This is a genomic window from Dyadobacter sp., from assembly GCF_017744695.1.
Taxonomy (GTDB): domain Bacteria; phylum Bacteroidota; class Bacteroidia; order Cytophagales; family Spirosomataceae; genus Dyadobacter.
This window is the reverse complement of record NZ_JAGIAS010000004.1, coordinates 477,297-499,277: the sequence shown is the minus strand read 5'-3', so window position 1 is coordinate 499,277 and position 21,981 is coordinate 477,297. Positions and strand designations below refer to the sequence as shown.

The following is a 21,981-nucleotide window of genomic DNA, read 5'->3' as shown; positions in this document are numbered from 1 at the left end:
GATTGAGATAGTTATTAAAATCACCTAAATTTGATTTGAACATCGACAAAATGCAGATGAACATGCAACTTCTGGAACGTATAACATTCAATCCGAAACAATGCGGGGGCAAGCCTTGCATTCGCAATATGCGTATCCGTGTGACCGATGTCATTGAGCTACTCGCTGCTGGAATTACTCCCGAACAAATTGTTACAGAAGAGCTGCCGGATTTAGAACCGGAAGATATTACGGCCTGTCTGCTCTACGCAGCGGCCAAACTAAACCACCCCGTTCTGCAAGCGGCCTGATGATCATATTGGACGCACACCTGCCTCCGGCTGCTGTCTGGATTAGCGAAACTTTTGCAATTCCATGTTTTTCGGCTCAATTTCTCGACCTCCGTCATGCAGAGGATGAAGAGATTTTTGCATTTTCTAAGACTAAAAATGCTGTTGTGATCACAAAGGATGACGACTTCATTTCGCTACTTAACCGTTTTGGCAGCCCGCCGAAAGTAATCTGGCTCACTTGTGGAAACACGTCCAAAAATAGATTGAAAGAAATTTTGGGTGCAAATTTGGCGTCGGCGCTGACTTTGCTGGAAACGAACGATTTGGTAGAAATAACCGGAATTTGATCGTCCGTCGATTTAAATAATACAATATGAACGATTTACTTTTCTGGAAGGTATGGTCGCCATCCGAGCGGCGGATGGCGTTGGGTACTTTCCTGGTTTTGATTCTGGGACTTGTTTTCCTGGTTTGGCAATGCATTGATCCGCTGGGGAATGTGGTGCGCTGGAATGTGGTGAGCGAGCTGGCAGAAACGACCGCCGTGGTGGACGTGCTGCAATTAGGACAATGGCAATATGGCATTTCGACGCCCACACATCTGGTGACGGAGAGTTTTATGTCGTCGGTAATGGAGGTTAATGCTATGACTGTTTATCTGTTTTGGATAGGGGCGTTGACCGGCCTTACGCTGGTGCTGGCAGCGTTGACGACCATGTCGCGGTTCTGGTACCTGGCCGGAACGATCCTTTTTATTCTGTTCCTGGCATTCGCGAGATTGGAGATGCTAAGGGTTTTTGGAGCGGAAAACCGCCTTCTATTCCTTTCTGCTACTATTCTTTACGGCGGTGTCTCTTATTATTTTCACGCATTCCGGCCCGATCTCGGTATCGGCACGCGCATCGCGGGCATTGCCGGTGTTTCGTTGCTACTAACCGGGCTGGTGGCGTTCGGATCGGCATCGCCGGTTCCTGCACTGACAGCCGCGGCTTATTCTTTTCCGTTGTGGCTTGTCGCTACGATGCTTTTCCTTCTTGTTTCCGCCACTGAAATTATGGCGGGGCTCGTTTGGCTAAGTACAAGCGGGCAGGCAGGGAAGGGCCGTTCGGGCCTTGCACAGTTCATTGTGATCAGCGTGCTGTATTTGCTGCTTTTACTATTAATATACCTCCAAAATACCCGGCAGATAGACTGGAATGTGACTTTGATCAATCCATTTTACCTCGCACTGGCAGCGGGCGTACTCGGAATCTGGGGGTTCAGACGCCGGGCCGACTCTACTCAGGGCGTGATTCCGTTTCGGAGCACGGGTTTCTGGCTATACATCGGATTGTTTATTGTTGCCGCTTCCTTCGGTGGCTTAATGGCCGGCACGGCCAACGATCCGGTGCTCGAAACGCTGGAAGATACGATTGTGCAGGGGCAATTGGCCATGGGCCTGCTTTTTCTATTTTATGTGCTGATCAATTTCTACGAGCTCTTTCAGCAAAAGTTGGCTGTTTACAAGGTTTTATACAAACCGCTCCGGTTTGGTCTGACGCAGACGAGGCTCTTTGGTTTTGCCGGGGTGGTGATATTGTTTTCAATGCAAAGGCTTCTTCCTCTTAATCAGGCGATTGCTGGTTATTTTAATGGATTGGGCGATCTGCATTCCACTACGGAGGAATTTACACTGGCCGAGCAATACTATAAGCTCGCATTGCAGCAGGAGTTTCAAAATCATAAATCGAACTATGCGCTGGCCTCCATTGCATTGAAACAGGGCGACCGTAATGCGGCTGCATACTATTTCAGGCAGGCACTGTTGAAAAATCCTTCCCCTCAGGCATACGCGGGCCTGAGCGGCATTCTGGTTCAGGAAAGTTTGTTTTTTGATGCCGTATACAGCTTACAGGAAGGCCTGCGCCGCTTCCCGGCCAATGGCGAGTTGCTGAATAACCTTGGAATGCTTTATTCCAAAACCAATGTGACCGATTCGGCTTACTATTACCTGGACCTGGCGAACGCGAATGCGGCCCGTCCGGAAATTCCGGCGACGAACCTGCTCGCGATCCTCGCCAAAAGTACCGATTCGGGACTGCTGGATTCCCTAGCGGCGAGTTCCGACAAGCTCGATTACCTTTCCTGGCAGGCCAATTGGCTCGCTGTTCAGAATATGAGACAACAGTTTCGCAAAGAGGATTTTAACAAGAATTCGGTTCCGGACGATTCACTTCTGAGCGTATCATCCCTGGCCTATTTACTGAATTATGCTACAAACCAGGCTGCATTTGACTCCCTGCCGGCGACATTGTTGCCGAAACTGGCTGTAAAAAATCCGGTACTATCGCAAGATTTGTCCCTCGCGGCATTGTACCCGCAGTTTTATAGTGGAAACAAACTGAAGGCGCTGGAGACGCTCACCAGCTGGACAGCAGAGGAAGGGGAAAAGAGTGATCTGTACCATAAGATACTGGGGCATTGGCTGCTTCAACTCGGGTTGTATGATAAAGCGATCGAAGCGCTGTCGCCGGTGGAAGGGATCGAGGGGACGATCGGGACGGCGGTCGCGAATGCATTGTCGGACAAAAAGGAGGTAGCGGTGGTGCTGCTTGACAAAATCCAGGACAAGGAACACAATGCCGCGGTGGAACAGTTGAAGCAGTCATTGTTCTCGGGCATCAGGCCAAAATCGGTGACGGACTCCCTTTTCACGGTGATTTCGAAATCGCCCTCTGCACAAAATATACAAAGCGCAGTACACGCTAATCCGTTTGATGCGCGCATTGTTTCGACGGCATCGGAATATTACCGGGGCAAAAAGCAGGTGAAGCAGGCTTATCAACTGGTGTTGGATGCATTGCGATACAATGAATACGCACCTGAACTTTGGGAACAATATGCATTTCTGAGCCTTGAACAAGGCTTACTCGGGCAGGCGGCAGAGGGAGAAGGGAAGGTGAGGCAGTATGCATTGCCTGCCGGTTATCAGCGTTTTCTCACGCGCTATCAGCCGATGCGGGCACTTATCGAAAAACAAAGAGCGGAATTTTGATGATTTAATATTTTAGCCATCTCAAAATTACTCTTCATCAATGGCGGCTTTGTCCTGGAAATCCAATTTCACTGAAACGGAATGCCGGATTTTCCGGGGTAAAGTCATTGCCGGGATTTTGAAAACCACCCTATGGAAATATGACGGCCGCGGAGAGCTGGACGGTTATATGCTGACATTCAAGAATAAGGGTTTTTTCAAAAGGCATACTGAAATACGCGATATCGAAGGAACGAGGGTGGTAGGCGGCATCGATTACAATTTACTCGGAAACACCGCCTGGATAACCTATAATGGAATGCATTATAAATGGAAGTTCGAATCGTGGACGCGGAGGAAATGGGTGGTGGGAAACAGTGAATTCGAAGCCCGGTTCGAGCCGATCGGGTTTTGGAAAAAGGAGGGGCGGGTGATCAATGAAGATATTCCGTCGCCGGTAATCCTGGCTTCATTCTTTGTACAAGCTTATTTTCATAAAATATCCGCTGCATCGTGAACCGGCACATGCGTATTCCCAACTGAAAAATCGTCTTCATGAAAATCATAGAAACCAGCGAGATCGCCAAACGTTATGTCATGGGTAGCGAGATCATCCAGGCGCTCAAATCCGTTACCATTTCAGTTAATAAAGGAGAATATGTGGCGTTTATGGGGCCTTCGGGCTCGGGAAAGTCGACGTTGATGAACATTATCGGCTGTCTCGACACACCGACGACGGGAAAGTATATTCTTAATAATAAGGATGTTTCGGACATGACGGAGAACGAGCTTGCCGAGATCCGGAACAAGGAGATCGGCTTCGTGTTCCAGACATTTAACCTGCTTCCGAGGATGTCGTCGTTGGATAATGTGGCTTTGCCGCTTATTTATGCAGGATTGAGCAAGGCTGAAAGGACAGAGAAAGCCATGCAATCCCTCCGAAACGTAGGTTTGGAAAACCGGGCGGGACATAAGCCGAATGAACTTTCGGGTGGCCAGCGCCAGCGCGTTGCGATCGCGCGAGCACTCGTGAACGACCCCAGCATCCTGCTTGCGGATGAGCCCACCGGTAACCTCGACACCAAAACTTCCTACGAAATCATGGACCTTTTCGACCAGCTTTACAGCAAGGGCAACACGATCGTGATGGTAACACACGAGGAGGATATCGCGCATTACGCGCACCGCATCGTCCGCCTCCGCGACGGGCTTGTCGAATCGGACACCATCAACCCGAACCCCACGAAGGTGAGTGCGTTGGTTTAGATGTTGATTTTGGCTAACTTGAGTAAATTTCAAAAAGGATTTTGCTATGAAAGGGGTTAGCTATCTGACGGATGAGGTTGGTCAAAAGAAGGCCGTTGTTATAGATTTGGAATTGCTGAAACACCGGGAGAATTTGGCTGATATACTCGAAGATATTGAAGATGCCGTCGCTATTGAGACCAGAAAGGATGAGGAATCGGTGGATTGAGAAGCTTCGCAGAAACAAATAGTATAATTATCTTTGTAACGGATAAAGGCCAGTGGCCGAGAGAATCCGGATGAATGGCCCGACGAGGCGCATCATCCGGATTATTTTTATAGCGATATCATGAAGATCAATTTCAAAGACATTATCATATTCGAGGACGAGGATTTTTTAGTGGTGAACAAGCCACCGCATCTGGCAACGCTGGATGAGCGTACGGCCGACCGTGGTGGAAGCGTCCTCCGACTTGCCAAAGAATATAACCCCGACCTGCAAGCCGCCCACCGCCTCGATAAGGAGACTTCCGGCGCATTGGCTTTCGCTAAAAATGCAGCTGCTTACCGGCATCTGGCCATGCAATTCGAACACCGCGAAGTTACCAAGCGTTACCATGCAGTCGTGAACGGGATCCATGACCTGGAAGGCGTGTCGGTGTACCTGCCGATCCTGCCATTGAAAAACGGAACAGCGGTGAAGATCGACCGTGCGGAAGGGAAGGAGGCGGAAACGATATTCAATACCTTGCAGGTGTATCGCGGCTATACTTTAGTGGAATGTATCCCCATTACAGGGCGTATGCACCAGATCCGCGTGCACTTATCCTGTTTGAAAGCGCCGATCGTCAACGACCCCCAATATGGTGGCGAACCTATTTTTCTTTCCAGCCTGAAAAGGAAGTTCAATTTGAAAAAAGATACGGAGGAACAGCCTCTTATTCAACGTGTTGCATTGCATGCGCGGTCGCTTTCGTTTGCGGTTATGAACGGGGATGATATACGTGTGGAAGCGCCTTACCCGAAAGATTTCGAGGTGCTTGTGAAGCAGCTCAATAAATTCGGGATGTAGTAGCATGGTTTTTGTTGAATGTTAAAAGTTGTGTACGTTTAAACCATCTTTTTCCATTCAAAAAACCTAAAACTATGCGGGCACACACGTTACGACCTACCTCTTTTCTGGCACTCGGTTTCCTTTTTGCGTTGGTGAGTATTGTCGCCAGCGCGCAAACCGGTCGGAAAAACGACGTGATCATCAAGCGCGATAGTTCGCGCATCCAGGCGCTGATCACGCAAATGAGCTACGAAAAAATCAACTACCGTGACCTGAGCAAGGCCGATAGCGCGGCTACCTACATTTATTTGGACCAGGTGGCACGAGTGCTGCTGAAAAGCGGCAAGATCATTAATGTAAAGGACTCTATCCCGCCGGGCCGCATCCCGCCCGACAGCGTCGGACAGTATGCGGATATGAACAACCTCCCTGCCGATCCGTTTGAGAAAAGCATTGTGATGGCTAATTCGGATCAGCTGCGGGATAAATATGAATACCATCATAACCGCGCAATGGATGGTAAGCAAGGCGCCATTGTATTTACTTCGGTGGCCGTGGCAACACTGGTATCCGGTATTATTGTTGCCAGCACAGGCGATAGCCCGGATAACAAAACGATCGGAGCCTCGCTTGCCATCGCAGGTCCGGCCGTAGGTGTCGTTTTCGGGTTGATCGGATTTAAAAATTACAAAATTCATAGCAAGAAGGCCGAAAAGATCAAAAACGAGCTGCAACGAAGGAACCAGCCGTTGACGACTTTCAGCGTTATGCCGCGCGTCGATCCGTTCAATAAATCGGCACAGCTGGGGCTGAGGTTGACATTCTGATTGCGGTAAATTGATTACTTTCATAGGCGAAATCAGTTACAAAAAGCCTTTCCCTCATGAGAGTAATTCTACCCAAGCTGAAAAATCAGCTTCTAGCCATGTTAATGCTACTTTTTGTTGTTCAGGCAAATGCACAAACGCCGCGAAAGGCGGATGTGATCAGGCTGCGCGACGAGTCCAAACTGGAAGTGTATATCCAGGAAGTGGACGATCAGGTCGTGAAATACAAGAAGATAAGCGACCCGGAAGGGCCGCTTTTTTCCGTTAAAAAGTCCGAAATCGCTTCGATCCTCTACGGGAACGGAGAAGAAGAAACGTTTGAGGCCACACTGGAAGTGCAGAATTACTATTCTCCCACAAAACCGGTTCCTGCTGCAAAGCCGCAAGAACCACGTCCGGCGGCTCGAAAGCCTGTCAATGGGCCGGTAAAGCCATCGGTGCAGTTCGCAGAGGACGTCAGAAATTCTTCACCAGATCATTTGCGGAGCATGTACACCTATTATAAGACCCGCTCAAAAGGTGGCATGGTCATGGGCATTGCGGGTACTTCGGTCGGGGTCATTGTGGCGGCGATCGGTACAGGTATCGTGGCAAGCGCGATAGACGATAATGGCAATTACAAAAGCTACCAGGATGAGCTACGCGCGCGTAAGGGTGCGTACATGATGCTTGGAGGCTTCGCAGGCGCGATCACGTTCGGTACGGTCGGGTTTGTGAAGGGTGGTAAGAACGGCGCTAAGGCCAGCCGGATCCGCCGGGAGCTGATCCGCCGAGGAGAGCCTTTGACGATCAGCATCAGGCCGTCGTTCAGCCCGGCACAGCGGGCCGGAAGCCTGACGTTGGCATTGAATTTCTGAAATACCGGAAACTAAAAAAGCGGGCTCCGAATACCTCGGAGCCCGCTTTTTTATGATTTGAATTTCTTAAAATTTGAAAGCGATACCTGCTTTCAGAGCAGCTGCATTGTAACCAACTTCTGCAAATACACCCAAATTTGGTTTAAAGTAGTATCTCGCACCTGCAAATGCACCGACGAAAACACCGCTACCATATGCATCGTGACCAATTCCATCATAGGAAGAGCTGGCAACGCGATAACCGATCGAAGGACCAGCGTAAAGGTCAAGGTTATCCAGTTTCAGGAAGTGCTTGCCGTAGTGGTAAGAACCTCTTGCGGCGATGTTGATAAAGTTATAACTCCATCCATAACCATAAATTCCACCACCGTATCCCCAGTGCATATAGTCGAACTGGCCACCTACGCTGACGAAGTCATGCACGCCACCTTCGAATGAAGCACCTACACCGACGCCACCGCCGCCGTACGTACCACCAAGGTTGATACCTGCATTCAATAATTTATCTCCTTTCTCAAATTGGGCGAACGCCTTCTCGGAAGCTGCGCTGAAAAGAGCGGCAACTACCAGCATGAATAGAGTCTTTTTCATCGTAATAGATTAGTTATTGTTAAAGAATAATGGCACAAATTAAAGCCTTTATTTCAATGCTTCAAAACTTGTGCCATTTATAGTTATTAACCGGAGACGGTTACTTTATAAGTGGTTCCGCCTTCTTTATTTAATCCAAAATCAGATGTGCTTCCGGAGCTTATCCTTAAAGACCTTTTTGAATTTGTCCAGTTTTGGTGCAATCACGAAGGCGCAGTAGCCTTGCTCGGGATTGTTGGCGAAATAATTCTGATGGTAGTCTTCCGCTGGGTAAAACTTCTGGAATTTGGTGATTTCGGTTACAATCGGATTCGCGTAAGCGCCCGATTTGTCCAGTTCAGCCTTAGCCGTTTCCGCAAGCTGCTTTTGCTCGTCGGTATGGTAAAAAATGACTGAACGGTATTGTGTGCCTACATCATTTCCCTGGCGGTTCAGGGTGGTCGGGTCGTGGCTGCGGAAGAATGCTTCCAAGAGATCTGCGTAGCTGATCACCTTGGGATCATAGGTCACTTCCACACACTCCGCGTGGCCTGTCGTACCCGTGCATACGGCTTTATAATTGGGATTGGGGTCATGCCCGCCCGAATAACCCGAAACCACTTTTTTAACGCCTTCCAGTGATTCCATCACGGCTTCGGTGCACCAGAAACATCCCGTACCAAATGTTGCGACTTGTGTGTTCGCGGTGTCGACGTTGCTTTCGTCGAGTGCGGTTGAGGCTGTTTCTTTCTCCATTTTGTTCTTGTGTTTTTTGTCCGATTGTGCACACGACACGAGGGCCGCGCAGCACAAAAATATAAACGTGAAAATCGGGACGGTGGTTCTCATCATAAAATACGGGTTATCACTGTTTCGGTAACGATTACGGCATCAATAAAGTTTTATCACCGTAATCCTATAATATTTACGAAATTTGAAGGCCAATAGATCGGGGAACAATCAAATCCCGGCGGCACCAAATCTCCGGCAGTGTATGACCTATCTTCATTTCAAAGCGCTCCATATCATATTCGTAGTAAGCTGGTTTGCAGGGCTGTTCTATATGCCCAGGCTATTTGTGTACCACACCGAGGCCAACGACAAACCCAGCCCTGAGCGCGAAATCCTTTTGGCGCAATTTACCAAAATGGAGAAATTGCTTTTCAATGCGATTATGACGCCGGCATGCTGGCTCGCATTGTTGTGCGGTACTGCCATGCTGTACATCACACCCGCCTGGCTTGATCAGGGCTGGATGAAGCTCAAACTCGTATTTGTAGTTGGTTTGCTGGCCTACCATTCCATTACCCGCAAGATATTACTGGAACTCCGTGCCGGTAAGTTTCGGTACAGTTCATTTCAATTGCGGCTTTTCAACGAGGTCGCGACCATATTTCTATTCTCCATCGTGTTTCTGGTAGTGTTAAAGAACACGGTCGACTGGCTATGGGGCGTGCTGGGATTGATAGCATTTGCAATTGTGATCATGACCGCGGTGCGGATCGTGAAGCGAATGCGGGAGAAAAAGGCCGGAGTTTAGCAGTTAATGTATTTAACAGAAGGAGCCCTTCGGATATATTGTCCGAAGGGCTTTTTGCTTCATGAGTCTCAACTCGCATTACTGGCGTTTCGTTTTATAACTAAATTTTAGTTATAAAGAGCAAAAAAATTTCAGAGCTTTCTGTATTCATAAAATACACGGCCAGCTGAAAGCTTCTCGTCGGCAGCGTAATGCTGCCAGGCTTCCATAGCGTCATTTCCGTCGCCTTCGAGCTGCAAGGAAATGACAGACGTTCCTGACTTCTCATTGTTGCAGAAAAGCTGCACTTCGTTACCCGCGCTGTTGCTTTGCCATGTGCCGGCGAGTTTGTGGGTATTTGTAGCGTCCTGCATTTCGAAATGGCCATCGGCCCGAAGTTCCAGTTTGGACAGGCACACTTTCACGTCGCCTGAGCGTTCGGGGAAATCGCGGGGCGTTTTGCCGTCGTTGTCGTTGATCGTAATACGATTCATGTTTTCCCACATGCCGACGAGGTCTTTGTTGAGATATTCTGAAATGCTGTTTGCCTCACCGCCCGGCCTTTCACAAGAGAAAAGAAAAAGCATTAATGCGGCCAATGGCACAATTGCCAGAAAGCGGAGCCGGCTAACGGCCCTGGATGGAGCTTGATGTAACATGATAATCCGTGATTTGATTTGACCATAATATGAAAAGTAATGCAGGGTTGAGATTTGCGTAGATGATGACAGGCCCAGGAGTAAATGCGTATAGCGAAATCTCCCGGCCTGAAGTGCGGCCTGTTCGTCGGCGATAAATTCGTGATTGACCGTGACGGCCTCCCGCCAGAAACGCATCAGCGGATTGAACCAGCAGCACGCGCTGAGGAAGCGGATGAGCAGCCAGTCGCCCGTGTGCCCTTGCCGGCAATGCACGAGCTCGTGTGCGAGGCAGGTGCGCAAGGACGCGGATTGGCGCAGGTTCTGGTTGATAAAAATATAATTGAAAAATGACGAGGCGGGTATTTCATCATCCACCCATACGACATGCATGTTTCCCAGTTTTCTGGAAGGATATTTCCGGATTAACCGGATGGTTGCGAAAATGTCTGCCAATAATTTGTACAAATGCCACGCCGCAATGCAGCCATAAATTAGCCAGAGCATTTGTGAAAAATCGAACCCGGTTGGCGGCGGGGAATAGGAGGTAATGCCGCCTGATGGCACATAGCCCGGAACGAAGAGTGCTGCTACCTCCGAAGGACTTTCCCATTGGCCGGGAAGAATCGGGAGTTTCAATGCGGGGGCAGCGATGCTGAATACCATCCCGACAAGCAGGTATAACCGGTTAGCCGTAAAGAAGGTGAGCCTACGAAATGCAACCCTGTAAAGCAGGATCACGAGCGTCAGGCAAAAATTTACTTCCAACAGGTAGGTACCGGCCATAACAATCAGGATTTGGGGGGGTAATACGAATCGATTAGCTGCTTCAATTCATTGATTTCGTCCGGTTTCAACGCATTTTCCTGTACAATGAAAGACATGATATTCTTGGGCGAGCCTTCGAAATAATGCTTCATAAGATCCGAAAACGACCTGCGGGCGTATTGATCGCGGGCTACGGCGGGGAAATAGACGTGCGTCTTGCCGTATGCCTTATGGTCCACAAACCCCTTCTTTTCCAAAAGTCTCACGATGGAAGAAACGGTCGTGTAGGGTGGTTTCGGCTCGGGCAATTTTTCGATAATGTCGTGAATAACGCCTTCTCCAAGTTCCCAGAGAATGCGCATGATATTTTCTTCAGAGTGACTAAGCGGTTCCATGGATCAAAGGTATAACTAAAATTTAGTTATCAAACTTATTTTTCGTTAAAATTTGTAAGCGGATTGTGCGCGGCTCGTTTTAACAATAGCCGGAGAGGTAGTTGTTAAAAATCCTTAAACCCAAACCAATTGACGCGCAGGTAGTTATTTTAGCGGTTATCAAAAGTTAAGGTGCTCTCAATGAAGATGAAACTGCATCTATTAGCCATTTTTTATCGCTCTTTCGGCTTTTACCTCTGGGCTATTCCGTTGGCCGCCTGGCTGGCACTGGGTTGCCCGACGGGCCGTGATCTTTATGTATTGATACCCGCGCTGACGCTCTATAAATTGTTTTTACAAGGTGTGACCATTTATGTTTTTCGCCGCCGGTACGCACATCTGTTTTTCTTTTATGCGAATGCCAATCTCTCGCGACGGTGGCTTTTTACTGCTGCATTCGCGGCAGATTTCGTATTGTTCTTTTTAACGATGGGCCTTATCCAGTTATCGAGCGAATGGATCCGATGAAAAAACACATTTTGGAGGCAGACAGCTTTTGGCTCGAATACCACGGCAGAAAGATCCTTCAAAGCATTTATATTCAAATGCAAACCGGGCACGTAACGGCATTGCTGGGCCGCAACGGAACAGGGAAATCCAGCCTGATGCAGATGATTTTCGGGACACTCCGCGGGCAGAGCCAGTCGGTGAGGTTCAATGGTGATTATATATCTCATCCATATCGGCATCGCGGCCTGATCGGCTACCTACCGCAGCACCCTTTTTTGCCCGCGAACCTGCGTGTGCGCGAAGTGTGCAGGCTGTATGGGGTTGATTTCACCCTTCTGTGCCGGCATTTCGAAAGCCTCGAACGATATGGGCATACGAGGTTGGGCGCTTTGTCGACCGGTAACAGGCGCCTCGTCTCGACTTTGCTCGTGCTGCTGATGCCAGTGGCATTTACCTTGCTGGATGAGCCATTTGCGGCGCTTTCGCCCATTCATATGGAGCAAATGAGCCTGGTAATCGCAGAGGAAAAGGCCCGGAAAGGCATTCTGATCTCCGACCATGCCTACGAATACGTATTGGGCCTTGCAGACGAAACATATCTGATTGTTCCGGTCGGCCGAAGTGTTTTGTTGAAAGATGTGCGATCCGAACTGGCGGAATTCGGCTATTTCTCAAATACCAGTGCATCAGCCTTTGCACCCAGCTCTTCCAATGCTTCCAGGATCGATTCTGTGAATGCGTCCGGCCCGCAGACGTAAAATGGCTGGTCGAAGTGGGTGATGTGTTTTTGCAGGAAACCCTTATCGATGCGGCCGTGATAGTAACCTTCCGTATTTTCTCCTGAGATCAGGTTAAAGAAATGGTCACCCAGCATTTTTTCAAGCTCGTCTTTGAGGATAATGTCGGCGGTGGTACGGTTGGAGAAGAAAAGTTGGTTTGCCCCGACTTGTCCTTTGGAATACAAATCCCTGAAAATGGCCAGAAATGGCGTAATACCGGCACCTCCGGCGAGAAATACACCTTCGCCTTTGTATTCGATGGCGCCCCAGGCGTCGCTAATCTCGAAATGGTCGCCCGGCTGGACTTTCGTCAATGCATTCGTTACGCCATCATGGTCGGTATAAGATTTGATCGTGAATTCGAGCGTGTCCGCGGAAGGCAGCGATGTAAAAGTGAAGGGCCGTTTTTCTGCTGTCCAGGGTTCTTTCAGAATTGAGAAATCCGTTGCCTGGCCGGGCGTGTAGGTGAAACCCGCAGGTTTTTCCACCGTATAGGCATTTACATTATGGGTAACAGGCTTTTTCGCAAGCAGTTTAACGGAATAATCGGCCATGATGGTAGGTTTGGGGACGTTATGGATACAAACTTTCTGCAAAATACGCACTCGTGCAACCGCTGTCAAGGACGGTTTTATCGAATTGCGTGGTTTTCTGGCAACGGCTGAAAGTTGCTGGTGTGAGAGCAAAACAATTGAGATAAGATCAGCTTTTACCGGTAAGTTGTTAAATATGCCGATCGTTTCGTAGAAGGAAAATTAGCTGGTAGTTTCTCTTATCTTCGTAAAGTGGTCGCCAGCCCGGCCTGGAAAAATGGAAGTTTAGATAGTGCGGGAGCGGTAACCTGGTGCGATGGCGCATCGGGACGAGTGGGTGTTGAAAGCGCGGCGATTTCATTAATAGGCGGTAGTGCAAAAGATAAGGTAGGGCTTCTGAAACCTGTTGGCCTTACCAATGGGAACTACGTATTCAGCAGCCCGTACTGGAAGAATGGCTCTGCCGAGAATGCGGGAGCTGTTACGTGGTGTAACGGGGCGACTGGTGCAACCGGGTTGGTAAGCATATCGAACTCGCTGGTAGGAACCGACGGGACTGATTTCGTAGGAGGTGTCCAGCCTGTTTACTGGCCGATTTTTTCCCTGGAGAGCGAATCTCCGCGAGCCACAGTTGTACCACTCACCAATGGAAATTATGTGGTCATCAGCTTTAACTGGAACCGAAGCGGGATTAAGTGGGCAGGTGCCGTAACCTGGGGGAACGGCGCTACCGGGACTTTTGGTGCCGTATCACCTGTAAATTCCCTTGTGGGTACTGTCGCCATGGACCGCGTTGGCCAGCTGGGCGTAACAGCGCTTGCCAACGGTCATTATGTGGTATCCAGCCCACTTTGGAACAATGGCGCCAAGCTGCGGGTAGGCGCGGTGACCTGGTGTGACGGCTTCACAGGTCGCGTGGGCGATGTAACTATCGCCAATTCATTTGTAGGAAGTAATCAGGACGATCATATTGCGGGAACCGGAACAACGGCATTGACGAATGGTAACTATGTGATAAAAAGCCGCGATACCCAGGTTAACGGTATGGAGCAAGCGGGGATGGCTACCTGGGCTGATGGCTCCGGGGTCCTTACAGGAAGTCCCGATTTGACAAACTCCATTTATGGTAGCAAGCCATCGGACTTGGTGGGATGGTATGTTATTCCTCTTCCAAATGGCGGCTATCTTGTAAACAGTAATTCGTGGAATGGTGCTGCCGGTTATGAAGGTGCATTGACATATGGGAACGGAACAGCGCCGATAGTCGGCCCTGTGAGCAGTGCCAATTCATTGGTGGGGACATACCATAGCGATCGCGTCGGTATTGAGGGGGTCAATGTACTACCGGATGGAAATTTCTTTCTTGTTAACAGGCATTGGAACAACGGGGTAGGTGCTGTAACGTGGGTTAATAGTGCAACTGCCGGTACCTCTGGGGAAGTCAATGATTGTAACAGTGCGTTGGGGAACCCTGTGGGTCCGCTTGGTACTACGGTAGGCGTATACAATCCGGTGTATAATTATGTCATTTCAGGTAAAATTGGCAGGACAGTACTGGTATTTTATTATCCGACCGGCGCCCCATTCCTGTCCAAAAACGCTGATACCGGCTCCGCCATGCTTAATCCTTCGCAAGCCACCTCACTTATGGGTGGAACCGGCTGCCGCATTATCGCGACGGTCGAATCGCAAGGAGCCAGCCCGGTTACCGGCAATATAAGCGCCAAAACGTGGCTGGAAACCGCTGTTCCTACATTCGGCGCAGATCCATTCGTAGCCAGGCATTACGAGATTACGCCCGAGCAAAACGCGGCAACCGCCACAGGGCGCGTGACGCTGTATTTTTCGCAAGATGACTTCGATGCCTTCAATGCGGCCTCCGGCAGCACGCTTGATCTGCCGGCCAATGCAGCTGACGCTGCGGGTAAGGCCAACCTCCGCGTCGGGAAATACAGCGGTAGCAGCAGCGACGGCACCGGGTTGCCGGGGAGTTATCCGTCGGTGGCCTCCACGATTATCGATCCTGTCGATACTGACATCGTATGGAACGACACATTCAAACGTTGGGAAGTCACTTTCGATACCCAGGGTTTCAGTGGCTTTGTTGTCCAGACGAGCCCGGTTCCGCTGCCGGTCCGCCTGGTTGCATTCAGTGCAAAACCCGAAGGAAAAGCTGTTAAACTCGATTGGCAGATCGCCGACGCGGTCAATTTCAGCCATTTCGAAATCGAGCACGGCCCGGATGCGAAACAATTTGAATCTTTCGGGAAGGTTGATTTTGAAGAGAATACAGCATACTACTCCGCGACCGATGACCAACCGCGGACGAATTCCGCCGGACAGACCTATTATCGGTTAAAAATGCTTGACCTGGACGGGAGTTATGCGTTCAGTAAGGTCCTGAGCGTACAACTGGATGGCGGTAATACAGCTTACGTATATCCTAATCCGGTTAATGATCATGTCAAACTTTCGTTGCCCGGCTATGACGGTAAGACAGGCATTGTAAAGCTCGTCAACGCGTCGGGCAAAGTACTGAGGCAGGAAACCCGCGTTGTCGCCAACGGCGAAATACGCATGGATATGAAGCCATCGCAGCTCGAAGAAGGTATTTACACCATTCAGCTGGAACTGGGCGGTGAGCGACGCCAGTTCAAAGTGGCTTACACCCGCTAGCGGGCATGAGGTACGCAGGAGCTGTGTCTGATCAGCTCCTGCCCGCCAACAATTCCGAAATTAACACGCCGTCGATCCGCAGACCTTCGATATTACAACCGGAAAGCTCCACTCCGCTTAGATCGCAGCTGATGAACCTGCTTTTGTGCAAATCGCAATGTTCGAAATGCAAGGGCCGCTGCTCCGCATCGGGGTCGTACATCGGATGGTCGGGAGGGCACATTCCGATGTTCTCAAATACAGCCCCGCCCAACTGAGCCCCTTCGATCTTCAAATCGCTCAGATTGGCGTCCGAAATCGATATATTGCTCATATTCACATCACTAAATGTTGAATGAGAAAGCATGACCTGCCGGGCGGTAATCACCGCGCATTCACTGTTCAGGCTGATTTGTTTGATCGTTTCCATGATGGTGGATTGGATTTGGGATACCCAGGATTATTTATGTAAAAATAGGCGAGGAATACCAATGCCGAAAGGGCTATTAGCGACCGATTTGATGTGTAATCAGGACAAAATTTCCTCTGCATCGTTTTGCAAACGCGGCTTGATCAGCATGAGCATCAAAAGAACTACTGAAAGTTGACGCCATACCAATAGAGCGGCGTCATGGTGATGGCCTGTTTTTTATGTGTCAGGATCGGATTCACAAAATAAATATCCATATGCAAATCCTGATTGAACCTCCCGAGCGTTCTGAATGAATAATGCACACCTCCGATAAATCTATGTACCGCAAATTCGTTGATCCGGTAATATCTGACCACTTCGTGTTTGCGAATTTCCTTCACATTTTTGACCTCCCGAACCTGAGCCGTGGCCGTAGTCAATAGAAATTGCGAGAAAATCAACATCGGGGCCATGCCTACCCACGCGATTACCTGCATTTGCCAGCTTCCCTTATCTGTTCCGGCCTTGTATTCAAGCTGGTTGAACCGGGGTTTAAGCCAGATCAATATCGGTATCCAGGGTGCTACAACCGGTATCCAGTACTGCCACATATCCTCATCCAGCTCCATAATGGGAAATTTTCCCAGAAATAACCACCACCTTATAAAAGCAAGAAGCAACAACGTACCCCACGCTGCAATTACAAATGGAATGACAATGCGTTTGAGTTTTGTGAGGTAGGTTGGGTTAATGTGCATTAATAGAATATGCTTGATTGAATGCGATTTGGTACAAGAAACGTCAAGAATCTCAGAATATCTCCACTATGCTATAAAAAAGGACAATCAACGCTAATGCAAATTGCCTTTTTTATATATTTCAATGGTTTATCTTAACATCATTCATTTCTTCGTATCCAAATATATTTCGACAGTATTATCTAGTTGGCTACCAAACTTATAAATATCATCAATTGTTTGGATCTCCATTTTCGACTCCTTTTTGTCAGAATCAAATAGCCCGATGAATTTCTTAGAATTGTTGAGATAAAGGCGGCAAAGAGGTTTCCGGTTATTGTCATCCAGGAAAATCGCAAAATAGGAGAGCGCATCCCGGTGAGTAATACGGCTGGAAGGTACTTTCTGCCGTAGCAGCGATCTTACTATATAGAATCCTTCTAGCTCTTCCTGAGTCGTCACAATTTCTCGTTCCTGTGCATTCGCTCCCCCAGGAAGGGTAACAGGTGTTGATTCTTCCTGGATTGGAGAGTCGGGCTTGCTGATCGCTGATTTCAAACGGTCGTTGATGGTGTCGTTTATGATGTTTGCAATCGTCCGTTTGACTAAAACACGAAATGCTTCAAGCACTTTGGATGTCACAACCGATGGATAAACCTGTCGTGCAAAATATTTTACAAACTCATCATTAGGCTCATAAAATTCTTGATTTATGAGCTGCCTGATTTCATTGATGTATTTCAGTTCGCTCGCTGACTGATAAATGTTGTCAATATCGAAATATGCCTTGTGGAACTCTTTTAATTGCTCTATTTGTCCGTCCTTTATTTCTTCAATGTTGAATTCCAAAAATGGCTTTTCATCCATTTTGTTAGGTTCTACAAGGTCGGTATAAAACCTGAAAATCAACCCGTTAGTTAACATGGAGAACTTTGCTTTCGACACGTGGAAGTACCGGAGCAGTTGTCCGTCGTGAACATCCAGTTTCTGCTTCCAGTGTTTACATTCGACGAGAATGATCGGAGCGCCATCCCGTAATATTGCGTAGTCTATTTTTTCACCCTTTTTGATTCCGACATCACATATAAATTCGGGAACGACTTCCATTGGATTGAAGACATCGTACCCTAGTATCTGTAAGAACGGCATAATAAAGGCATTTTTCGTAGCCTCCTCGGTATGAATGTTGTCTTTTAATTTGGATACCCGGTCGCTAAATTGTTTGATCTGATCTTTGAAGTCCATGGTAGTGAAGGATTTTTTAGTGATATTTTGTAAGAAAACTAATATCACTGATTCTACCTTGACTTTTCAGGTAATTGACGATAATTTTTAGCGAACGGATGATTCGTTCTGACTAGGAAGCGGCGGTGCTGCTGAGAGGTTTCATTTTCAATGAGGCATATAGAATAGTATATCTTACGACGATGGACTTCCTATGTCAGGCGCTCAGTTCGGGTAAAATGTCATTGGAGCAATGCAATAGCTTTATTTCTGCGGTGAAAGAGAGAAGAGGAAGATTGCCGGTGGACAAAATGGAAGATTTCAAAAGCCGCGAAATAGACCTTGAGATGCGAAGCTAATGTCCCGCTATTTGTCCCGAAAAGCAAAAACGCCGTTCCTGATAACAGAAACAGCGTTTTGTGCCGAAGGCGGGACTCGAACCCGCACAGGATTGCTCCCTCACGCCCCTGAAACGTGCGTGTCTACCAGTTTCACCACTTCGGCTTGAAATCGGTGCGCAAAGATAGCAATCTTGTTTTGGACTTTACAAGCGTTTCGGGTTTCAAAAGGTGAAAAAATCTGGAAAATTTAAATTTTTACGCCTTCGTACAGGGCTGGAATGTGGATTTTGCGGTATCCGGCCTTTTCCAGCTTCAATTTGAATGCAATTTGTGTCTCATATTCGCCGTGGACGAGGAACACTTCCTTCACACGCTCGGGCTTCTGGCACGAGAGAAATTCCAGCATTTCGTTGTAATCGCCGTGGCCGGAGAAGGAATCCATCGTTTCGACGTGGCATTTGACGTCGAAGCGCTCTCCGAAAATGTTCACTTGCTTGTCGCCGCGCTTCAATGCCCCCGCGAGGGTGTTTGCAGAGGCGTAACCCACGAGCAGGATGGTCGAGTTCGGGTCGCCGATGTTGTTGGCGATATGGTGCTTGATACGCCCGGCTTCGGCCATTCCCGAGGCGGAAATGATAATGCAGGGCTCGTGCCGGTCGTTCAGCGCGATGGAATCCTGCACGTCGGATATGTAGTTGAGGTACGGGAATGCAAATGCGTCGCCGTCCTTTTCAATATAATCGAGAATTTCGGGGTTGAAGCATTCGTCGTGTTCCTTCATGATGGCCGTGGCACGGATCGCGAGCGGGCTGTCGATGTATACGGGGATCTGCGGGAGCTGGCCGGAGCTCGAAAGCTGGTCAAGGGCGTAAATAAGCTCCTGCGTACGGTCGACGGCAAATGCCGGTATAATGAGCTTGCCACGGCGTCGAATGCATGTCTCCTGAACGATGCGCAGCAAATGCGCATGCATATCAATCTCCTTTTCGTGCAGCCGGTCGCCATACGTCGACTCGCAGATGATGTAGTCGGCCTGGGGAAACTCTTCGGGCTTGCGGAGGATGCGGTCCTCGGGCCGGCCAATATCGCCCGTAAAAGTCACCTGTTTGAATGTACCTCCGTCGGGGATGCTCAGATGCACGGCGGCACTGCCGAGCAAGTGTGCGGCGTCGGTCAGGATTACCGATACTTCGTTGTCTTCTCCCAAAAAGAAAGTCTGACCGTACCGCACGGTTTTGAAAAGCGACAAAGCGTGAGCGGCGTCTTCTGCGTTGTACAGCTCTTCGAGCAGCGGCCGGCCTTGCTTTTTGCGGCGTTTATTGATGCGTTCAAGGTCTTTTTCCTGAATATGGGCACTGTCGAGCAGCATAATGCGGCAAAGGTCGGCGGTGGCGGGAGTACAGTAAATGGGCCCTTTAAAGCCCTTGCGCACGAGACGCGGGAGCAGGCCCGAGTGGTCGATGTGCGCGTGCGAGAGGATCACGTAATCCACGTCGGCGGGTTTGAAACCGAACTCCTGGTTGAACTCGTCGGTCTGGATGCCCTGGAAAAGGCCGCAGTCGAGTAATATTTTGGTTCCTTTTTCGGTGGTAATAAGGTGCTTGCTTCCGGTTACGGTGCGTGCGGCGCCAAAGAATTGGATAAGCATAAAGGTTGGGAATTTAGAACGTTGTTGGAAAAAGAGGGGTCAGGCGAGAACGTAGATTGCGTCGAGGTTACGCCCGATGCCGTCGTAGTCGAGGCCGTAGCCAACCACAAATTTGTTTTCGATTTCGAAGCCGACATAACGCATATCCACCGGCGTTTTCAGAGCTTCCGGCTTGTGCAGCAAAGTAGCAATTTCAATGGATTTAGGCGACATCGACCTCACTTTTGTGATCAGCTGCGACATCGTCAGCCCCGTATCGACGATATCTTCGATGATGATCACGTCGCGCCCCGCAATGCTGGCGTCCATCCCGATAATCTCCCGCACCGAGCCAGTGGAGGAGGTTTGGGAATAGGAAGAAAGCCGTATGAAGTTGATCTCGCATGCCAGTGAAATATTCTTGACCAGTTCGCTGGCGAAAAGGAATGCGCCGTTCAGCACGATGATGAATACAGGGCACGAGTCTGCATAATCGGAATTAATGCCGGCAGCTAACTCTGCAATGCGTTTTTCGATTGTTTCGCGCGAAATAAAAGGGACAAATGTTTTATCCAGAATGTTAATCATAATTTTGAAGTGCGAATCAAGTTCCAACAAATGACGATACGTTTGTTGGAATCCGGGCGCCGGAGCGTGTTAAATACTCTGAGGATCAATATTAACTCTTTTTTTAAAAACCGGGCTGCTGACAAACGCAAAATATAAATCCGGCGTTAATAGGACAGATTTCCCCCTGCTATGAGAAGATCAGTTGTTAACATAATCATATTCTGCTGCTTAACTGTATTTACAAGCCACATTGTGACCGCGCAATTATATTCTTCGGCCGAGCTGGACAAGAAGTATGCGATGGTTCTCCAGAATCCCGGGGTACAGATCGAGTCGACCGAGGCGATCAATAAATTGTACAATTACCAGTTCTACGAAGCAGATGCGGAGTTTCGGTGGCTCAAATACCGGTACCCCAAACACCCTATGCCCCATTTTTTGATGGGCCTGGCGGAGTGGTGGAAAATTGTACCGAACACAGAGAACGAAGCTTACGATAAAACCTTCCTCGCACAAATGGATTCGACCATTACGCTCGCGGAGGAGTTGTACGACGATCAGGAAAATAAAATTGAGCCTGCATTCTTCCTCGCCGCCGCCTATGCATTCAAAGGCCGGCTGTATGCGGAACGCGAAAGCTGGGCGAAAGCAGCATTTGCGGGCAAGAAGTCATTGAAGTATTTCGAACAATGCAAGGGTAATGGAGACCTTTCGCCGGAATTGCTATTCGGCGATGGACTGTACAACTACTATGCAGAATGGGTCCCTAAAGAGTACCCCATATTGAAACCGATCCTGGCGCTTTTCCCGAAAGGCAATAAGAAACTGGGCGAGCAGCAGCTCGAAAAGGTCGGGAACAATGCATTCTACACCCGTGTGGAGGCCCGCTATTTCCTTTTGCAGATTTACAGCATGGAAAACGAGTACAGTAAAGCCTACGAAATGGCTAAGTACATGTGGCAGACGTTCCCGAACAACCCCTATTTTGAACGGTATTTCTGCCGGACGGCTTTTGTTACCGGTAAAATGGCCGAAGCGGAGCAGGCCGCGCAGAATATCATTACAAAAATTAACCAGGGAATGCCAGGCTATGAAGGCGTAAGCGGCCGGAATGCAGCATATGTGCTGGCTTATTACAACATGAACTACCACCGCAACTATGACGCGGCCAGCGAATATTATAAGAAAGCAATAGACTATTCAACACAGACCAATTCCCTGAATGCAGGATACTACGTTTCGTCGTTGTTGGGTTTGGGCAAAATCGCAGAGCAAAAAAAGGACTACGACGAGGCATTGCGCTACTACAAACTCGCCGATGATCGGGCCGATAAAAAGTCCAGCCAGGATAAGGAGGCAAAGGCGGCGATCGCGAATTTGAAAAAGATGAAGCGCGAACAGCGGCGGAAACGGTAAGATGGCATCAATGCAAATGCTTCGACTCCGCTCAGCATGA

General features: G+C 48.9%; 24 protein-coding genes and 1 tRNA gene. 14 read left to right on the top strand and 11 right to left on the bottom strand.

Features of this window, described 5'->3' with window-relative positions; all coding sequences use genetic code 11:
• The first annotated feature begins 35 nt into the window (after positions 1-35).
• The 9 genes from J7619_RS18205 (at position 36) to J7619_RS18165 (ending at position 7,268) form a co-directional block, all read left to right on the top strand.
• Complete coding sequence (locus J7619_RS18205; RefSeq protein WP_310589810.1) at positions 36-290, top strand: DUF433 domain-containing protein; 255 nt, start codon at positions 36-38, stop codon at positions 288-290.
• Positions 290-619, top strand: coding sequence for a DUF5615 family PIN-like protein (locus tag J7619_RS18200; protein WP_291201531.1), 330 nt, complete (start codon positions 290-292; stop codon positions 617-619). Before J7619_RS18205 ends, J7619_RS18200 begins: the two co-directional genes overlap by 1 nt.
• Positions 620-645: 26 nt before the next feature.
• Positions 646-3,306, top strand: a complete 2,661-nt coding sequence (locus J7619_RS18195) for a hypothetical protein (RefSeq protein ID WP_291201528.1) — start codon at positions 646-648, stop codon at positions 3,304-3,306.
• Positions 3,307-3,346: 40 nt separating this feature from the next.
• A complete protein-coding gene (locus J7619_RS18190) occupies positions 3,347-3,802 on the top strand; it encodes a hypothetical protein (RefSeq protein ID WP_291201525.1) in 456 nt (151 codons plus the stop codon).
• A gap of 38 nt (positions 3,803-3,840) precedes the next feature.
• Positions 3,841-4,551 carry an ABC transporter ATP-binding protein gene (locus tag J7619_RS18185; RefSeq protein ID WP_291201522.1) on the top strand — a complete coding sequence of 237 codons (711 nt, stop codon included), beginning with the start codon at positions 3,841-3,843 and terminating at the stop codon, positions 4,549-4,551.
• Between the two features lie 46 nt (positions 4,552-4,597).
• Complete coding sequence (locus J7619_RS18180) at positions 4,598-4,759, top strand: hypothetical protein (protein WP_291201519.1); 162 nt, start codon at positions 4,598-4,600, stop codon at positions 4,757-4,759.
• A gap of 120 nt (positions 4,760-4,879) precedes the next feature.
• Positions 4,880-5,602 (top strand): RluA family pseudouridine synthase, encoded by a 723-nt coding sequence (locus J7619_RS18175; protein WP_291201516.1) that lies wholly within the window; start codon positions 4,880-4,882, stop codon positions 5,600-5,602.
• A 74-nt stretch (positions 5,603-5,676) separates the two neighbouring features.
• Positions 5,677-6,411, top strand: a complete 735-nt coding sequence (locus J7619_RS18170; RefSeq protein ID WP_291201513.1) for a hypothetical protein — start codon at positions 5,677-5,679, stop codon at positions 6,409-6,411.
• 56 nt (positions 6,412-6,467) lie between these two features.
• Positions 6,468-7,268, top strand: a complete 801-nt coding sequence (locus tag J7619_RS18165; protein WP_291201510.1) for a hypothetical protein — start codon at positions 6,468-6,470, stop codon at positions 7,266-7,268.
• Between the two features lie 66 nt (positions 7,269-7,334).
• Here J7619_RS18165 and J7619_RS18160 read toward each other — a convergent pair whose 3' ends face one another.
• Together J7619_RS18160 and msrA are read right to left on the bottom strand one after the other, a co-directional pair.
• Positions 7,335-7,859: a hypothetical protein gene (locus tag J7619_RS18160; RefSeq protein ID WP_291201507.1), complete on the bottom strand. Its 525-nt coding sequence runs from the start codon at positions 7,857-7,859 to the stop codon at positions 7,335-7,337.
• Positions 7,860-8,000: 141 nt separating this feature from the next.
• Positions 8,001-8,594 carry a peptide-methionine (S)-S-oxide reductase MsrA gene (gene msrA, locus J7619_RS18155; RefSeq protein WP_310589809.1) on the bottom strand — a complete coding sequence of 198 codons (594 nt, stop codon included), beginning with the start codon at positions 8,592-8,594 and terminating at the stop codon, positions 8,001-8,003.
• Between the two features lie 238 nt (positions 8,595-8,832).
• Here msrA and J7619_RS18150 point away from each other — a divergent pair, with 238 nt between their 5' ends.
• Positions 8,833-9,378 carry a CopD family protein gene (locus tag J7619_RS18150; RefSeq protein ID WP_291201504.1) on the top strand — a complete coding sequence of 182 codons (546 nt, stop codon included), beginning with the start codon at positions 8,833-8,835 and terminating at the stop codon, positions 9,376-9,378.
• 131 nt (positions 9,379-9,509) lie between these two features.
• Here J7619_RS18150 and J7619_RS18145 read toward each other — a convergent pair whose 3' ends face one another.
• Both J7619_RS18145 and J7619_RS18140 read right to left on the bottom strand, forming a co-directional pair.
• Positions 9,510-10,781, bottom strand: a complete 1,272-nt coding sequence (locus J7619_RS18145) for a M56 family metallopeptidase (RefSeq protein ID WP_291201502.1) — start codon at positions 10,779-10,781, stop codon at positions 9,510-9,512.
• Between the two features lie 5 nt (positions 10,782-10,786).
• Complete coding sequence (locus tag J7619_RS18140; protein WP_291201499.1) at positions 10,787-11,158, bottom strand: BlaI/MecI/CopY family transcriptional regulator; 372 nt, start codon at positions 11,156-11,158, stop codon at positions 10,787-10,789.
• A gap of 180 nt (positions 11,159-11,338) precedes the next feature.
• Here J7619_RS18140 and J7619_RS18135 point away from each other — a divergent pair, with 180 nt between their 5' ends.
• A complete protein-coding gene (locus J7619_RS18135) occupies positions 11,339-11,665 on the top strand; it encodes a hypothetical protein (RefSeq protein ID WP_291201496.1) in 327 nt (108 codons plus the stop codon).
• Positions 11,662-12,405, top strand: coding sequence for an ATP-binding cassette domain-containing protein (locus tag J7619_RS18130; RefSeq protein WP_291201493.1), 744 nt, complete (start codon positions 11,662-11,664; stop codon positions 12,403-12,405). The genes J7619_RS18135 and J7619_RS18130 overlap by 4 nt, the downstream gene beginning before the upstream one ends.
• On the opposite strand, the gene J7619_RS18125 is transcribed toward J7619_RS18130, so the two are convergent.
• Positions 12,312-12,980: an FAD-binding oxidoreductase gene (locus tag J7619_RS18125; RefSeq protein WP_291201490.1), complete on the bottom strand. Its 669-nt coding sequence runs from the start codon at positions 12,978-12,980 to the stop codon at positions 12,312-12,314. The two genes, J7619_RS18130 and J7619_RS18125, sit on opposite strands and share 94 nt — an antisense overlap.
• Positions 12,981-13,211: 231 nt before the next feature.
• On the opposite strand from J7619_RS18125, the gene J7619_RS18120 reads away from it, so the two are divergent.
• On the top strand, positions 13,212-15,635 hold the full coding sequence (locus tag J7619_RS18120) for a T9SS type A sorting domain-containing protein (protein ID WP_291201487.1): 2,424 nt from the start codon (positions 13,212-13,214) through the stop codon (positions 15,633-15,635).
• Between the two features lie 31 nt (positions 15,636-15,666).
• On the opposite strand, the gene J7619_RS18115 is transcribed toward J7619_RS18120, so the two are convergent.
• The 6 genes from J7619_RS18115 to hpt form a co-directional block, all read right to left on the bottom strand.
• Positions 15,667-16,044, bottom strand: coding sequence for a pentapeptide repeat-containing protein (locus tag J7619_RS18115; protein ID WP_291201484.1), 378 nt, complete (start codon positions 16,042-16,044; stop codon positions 15,667-15,669).
• A 164-nt stretch (positions 16,045-16,208) separates the two neighbouring features.
• Positions 16,209-16,784 (bottom strand): hypothetical protein, encoded by a 576-nt coding sequence (locus tag J7619_RS18110; protein WP_291201482.1) that lies wholly within the window; start codon positions 16,782-16,784, stop codon positions 16,209-16,211.
• 144 nt (positions 16,785-16,928) lie between these two features.
• Entirely contained in the window at positions 16,929-18,008 is a 1,080-nt protein-coding gene (locus J7619_RS18105; RefSeq protein ID WP_291201479.1) for a type I restriction endonuclease, read from the bottom strand.
• Positions 18,009-18,407: 399 nt separating this feature from the next.
• Positions 18,408-18,491, bottom strand: a tRNA-Leu gene (locus tag J7619_RS18100).
• Between the two features lie 84 nt (positions 18,492-18,575).
• On the bottom strand, positions 18,576-19,976 hold the full coding sequence (locus J7619_RS18095; RefSeq protein ID WP_291201477.1) for an MBL fold metallo-hydrolase RNA specificity domain-containing protein: 1,401 nt from the start codon (positions 19,974-19,976) through the stop codon (positions 18,576-18,578).
• Positions 19,977-20,015: 39 nt separating this feature from the next.
• On the bottom strand, positions 20,016-20,543 hold the full coding sequence (hpt, locus tag J7619_RS18090) for a hypoxanthine phosphoribosyltransferase (protein ID WP_291201474.1): 528 nt from the start codon (positions 20,541-20,543) through the stop codon (positions 20,016-20,018).
• 171 nt (positions 20,544-20,714) lie between these two features.
• Here hpt and J7619_RS18085 point away from each other — a divergent pair, with 171 nt between their 5' ends.
• Positions 20,715-21,941, top strand: coding sequence for a lipopolysaccharide assembly protein LapB (locus J7619_RS18085; protein ID WP_291201471.1), 1,227 nt, complete (start codon positions 20,715-20,717; stop codon positions 21,939-21,941).
• Positions 21,942-21,981 lie beyond the last annotated feature (40 nt).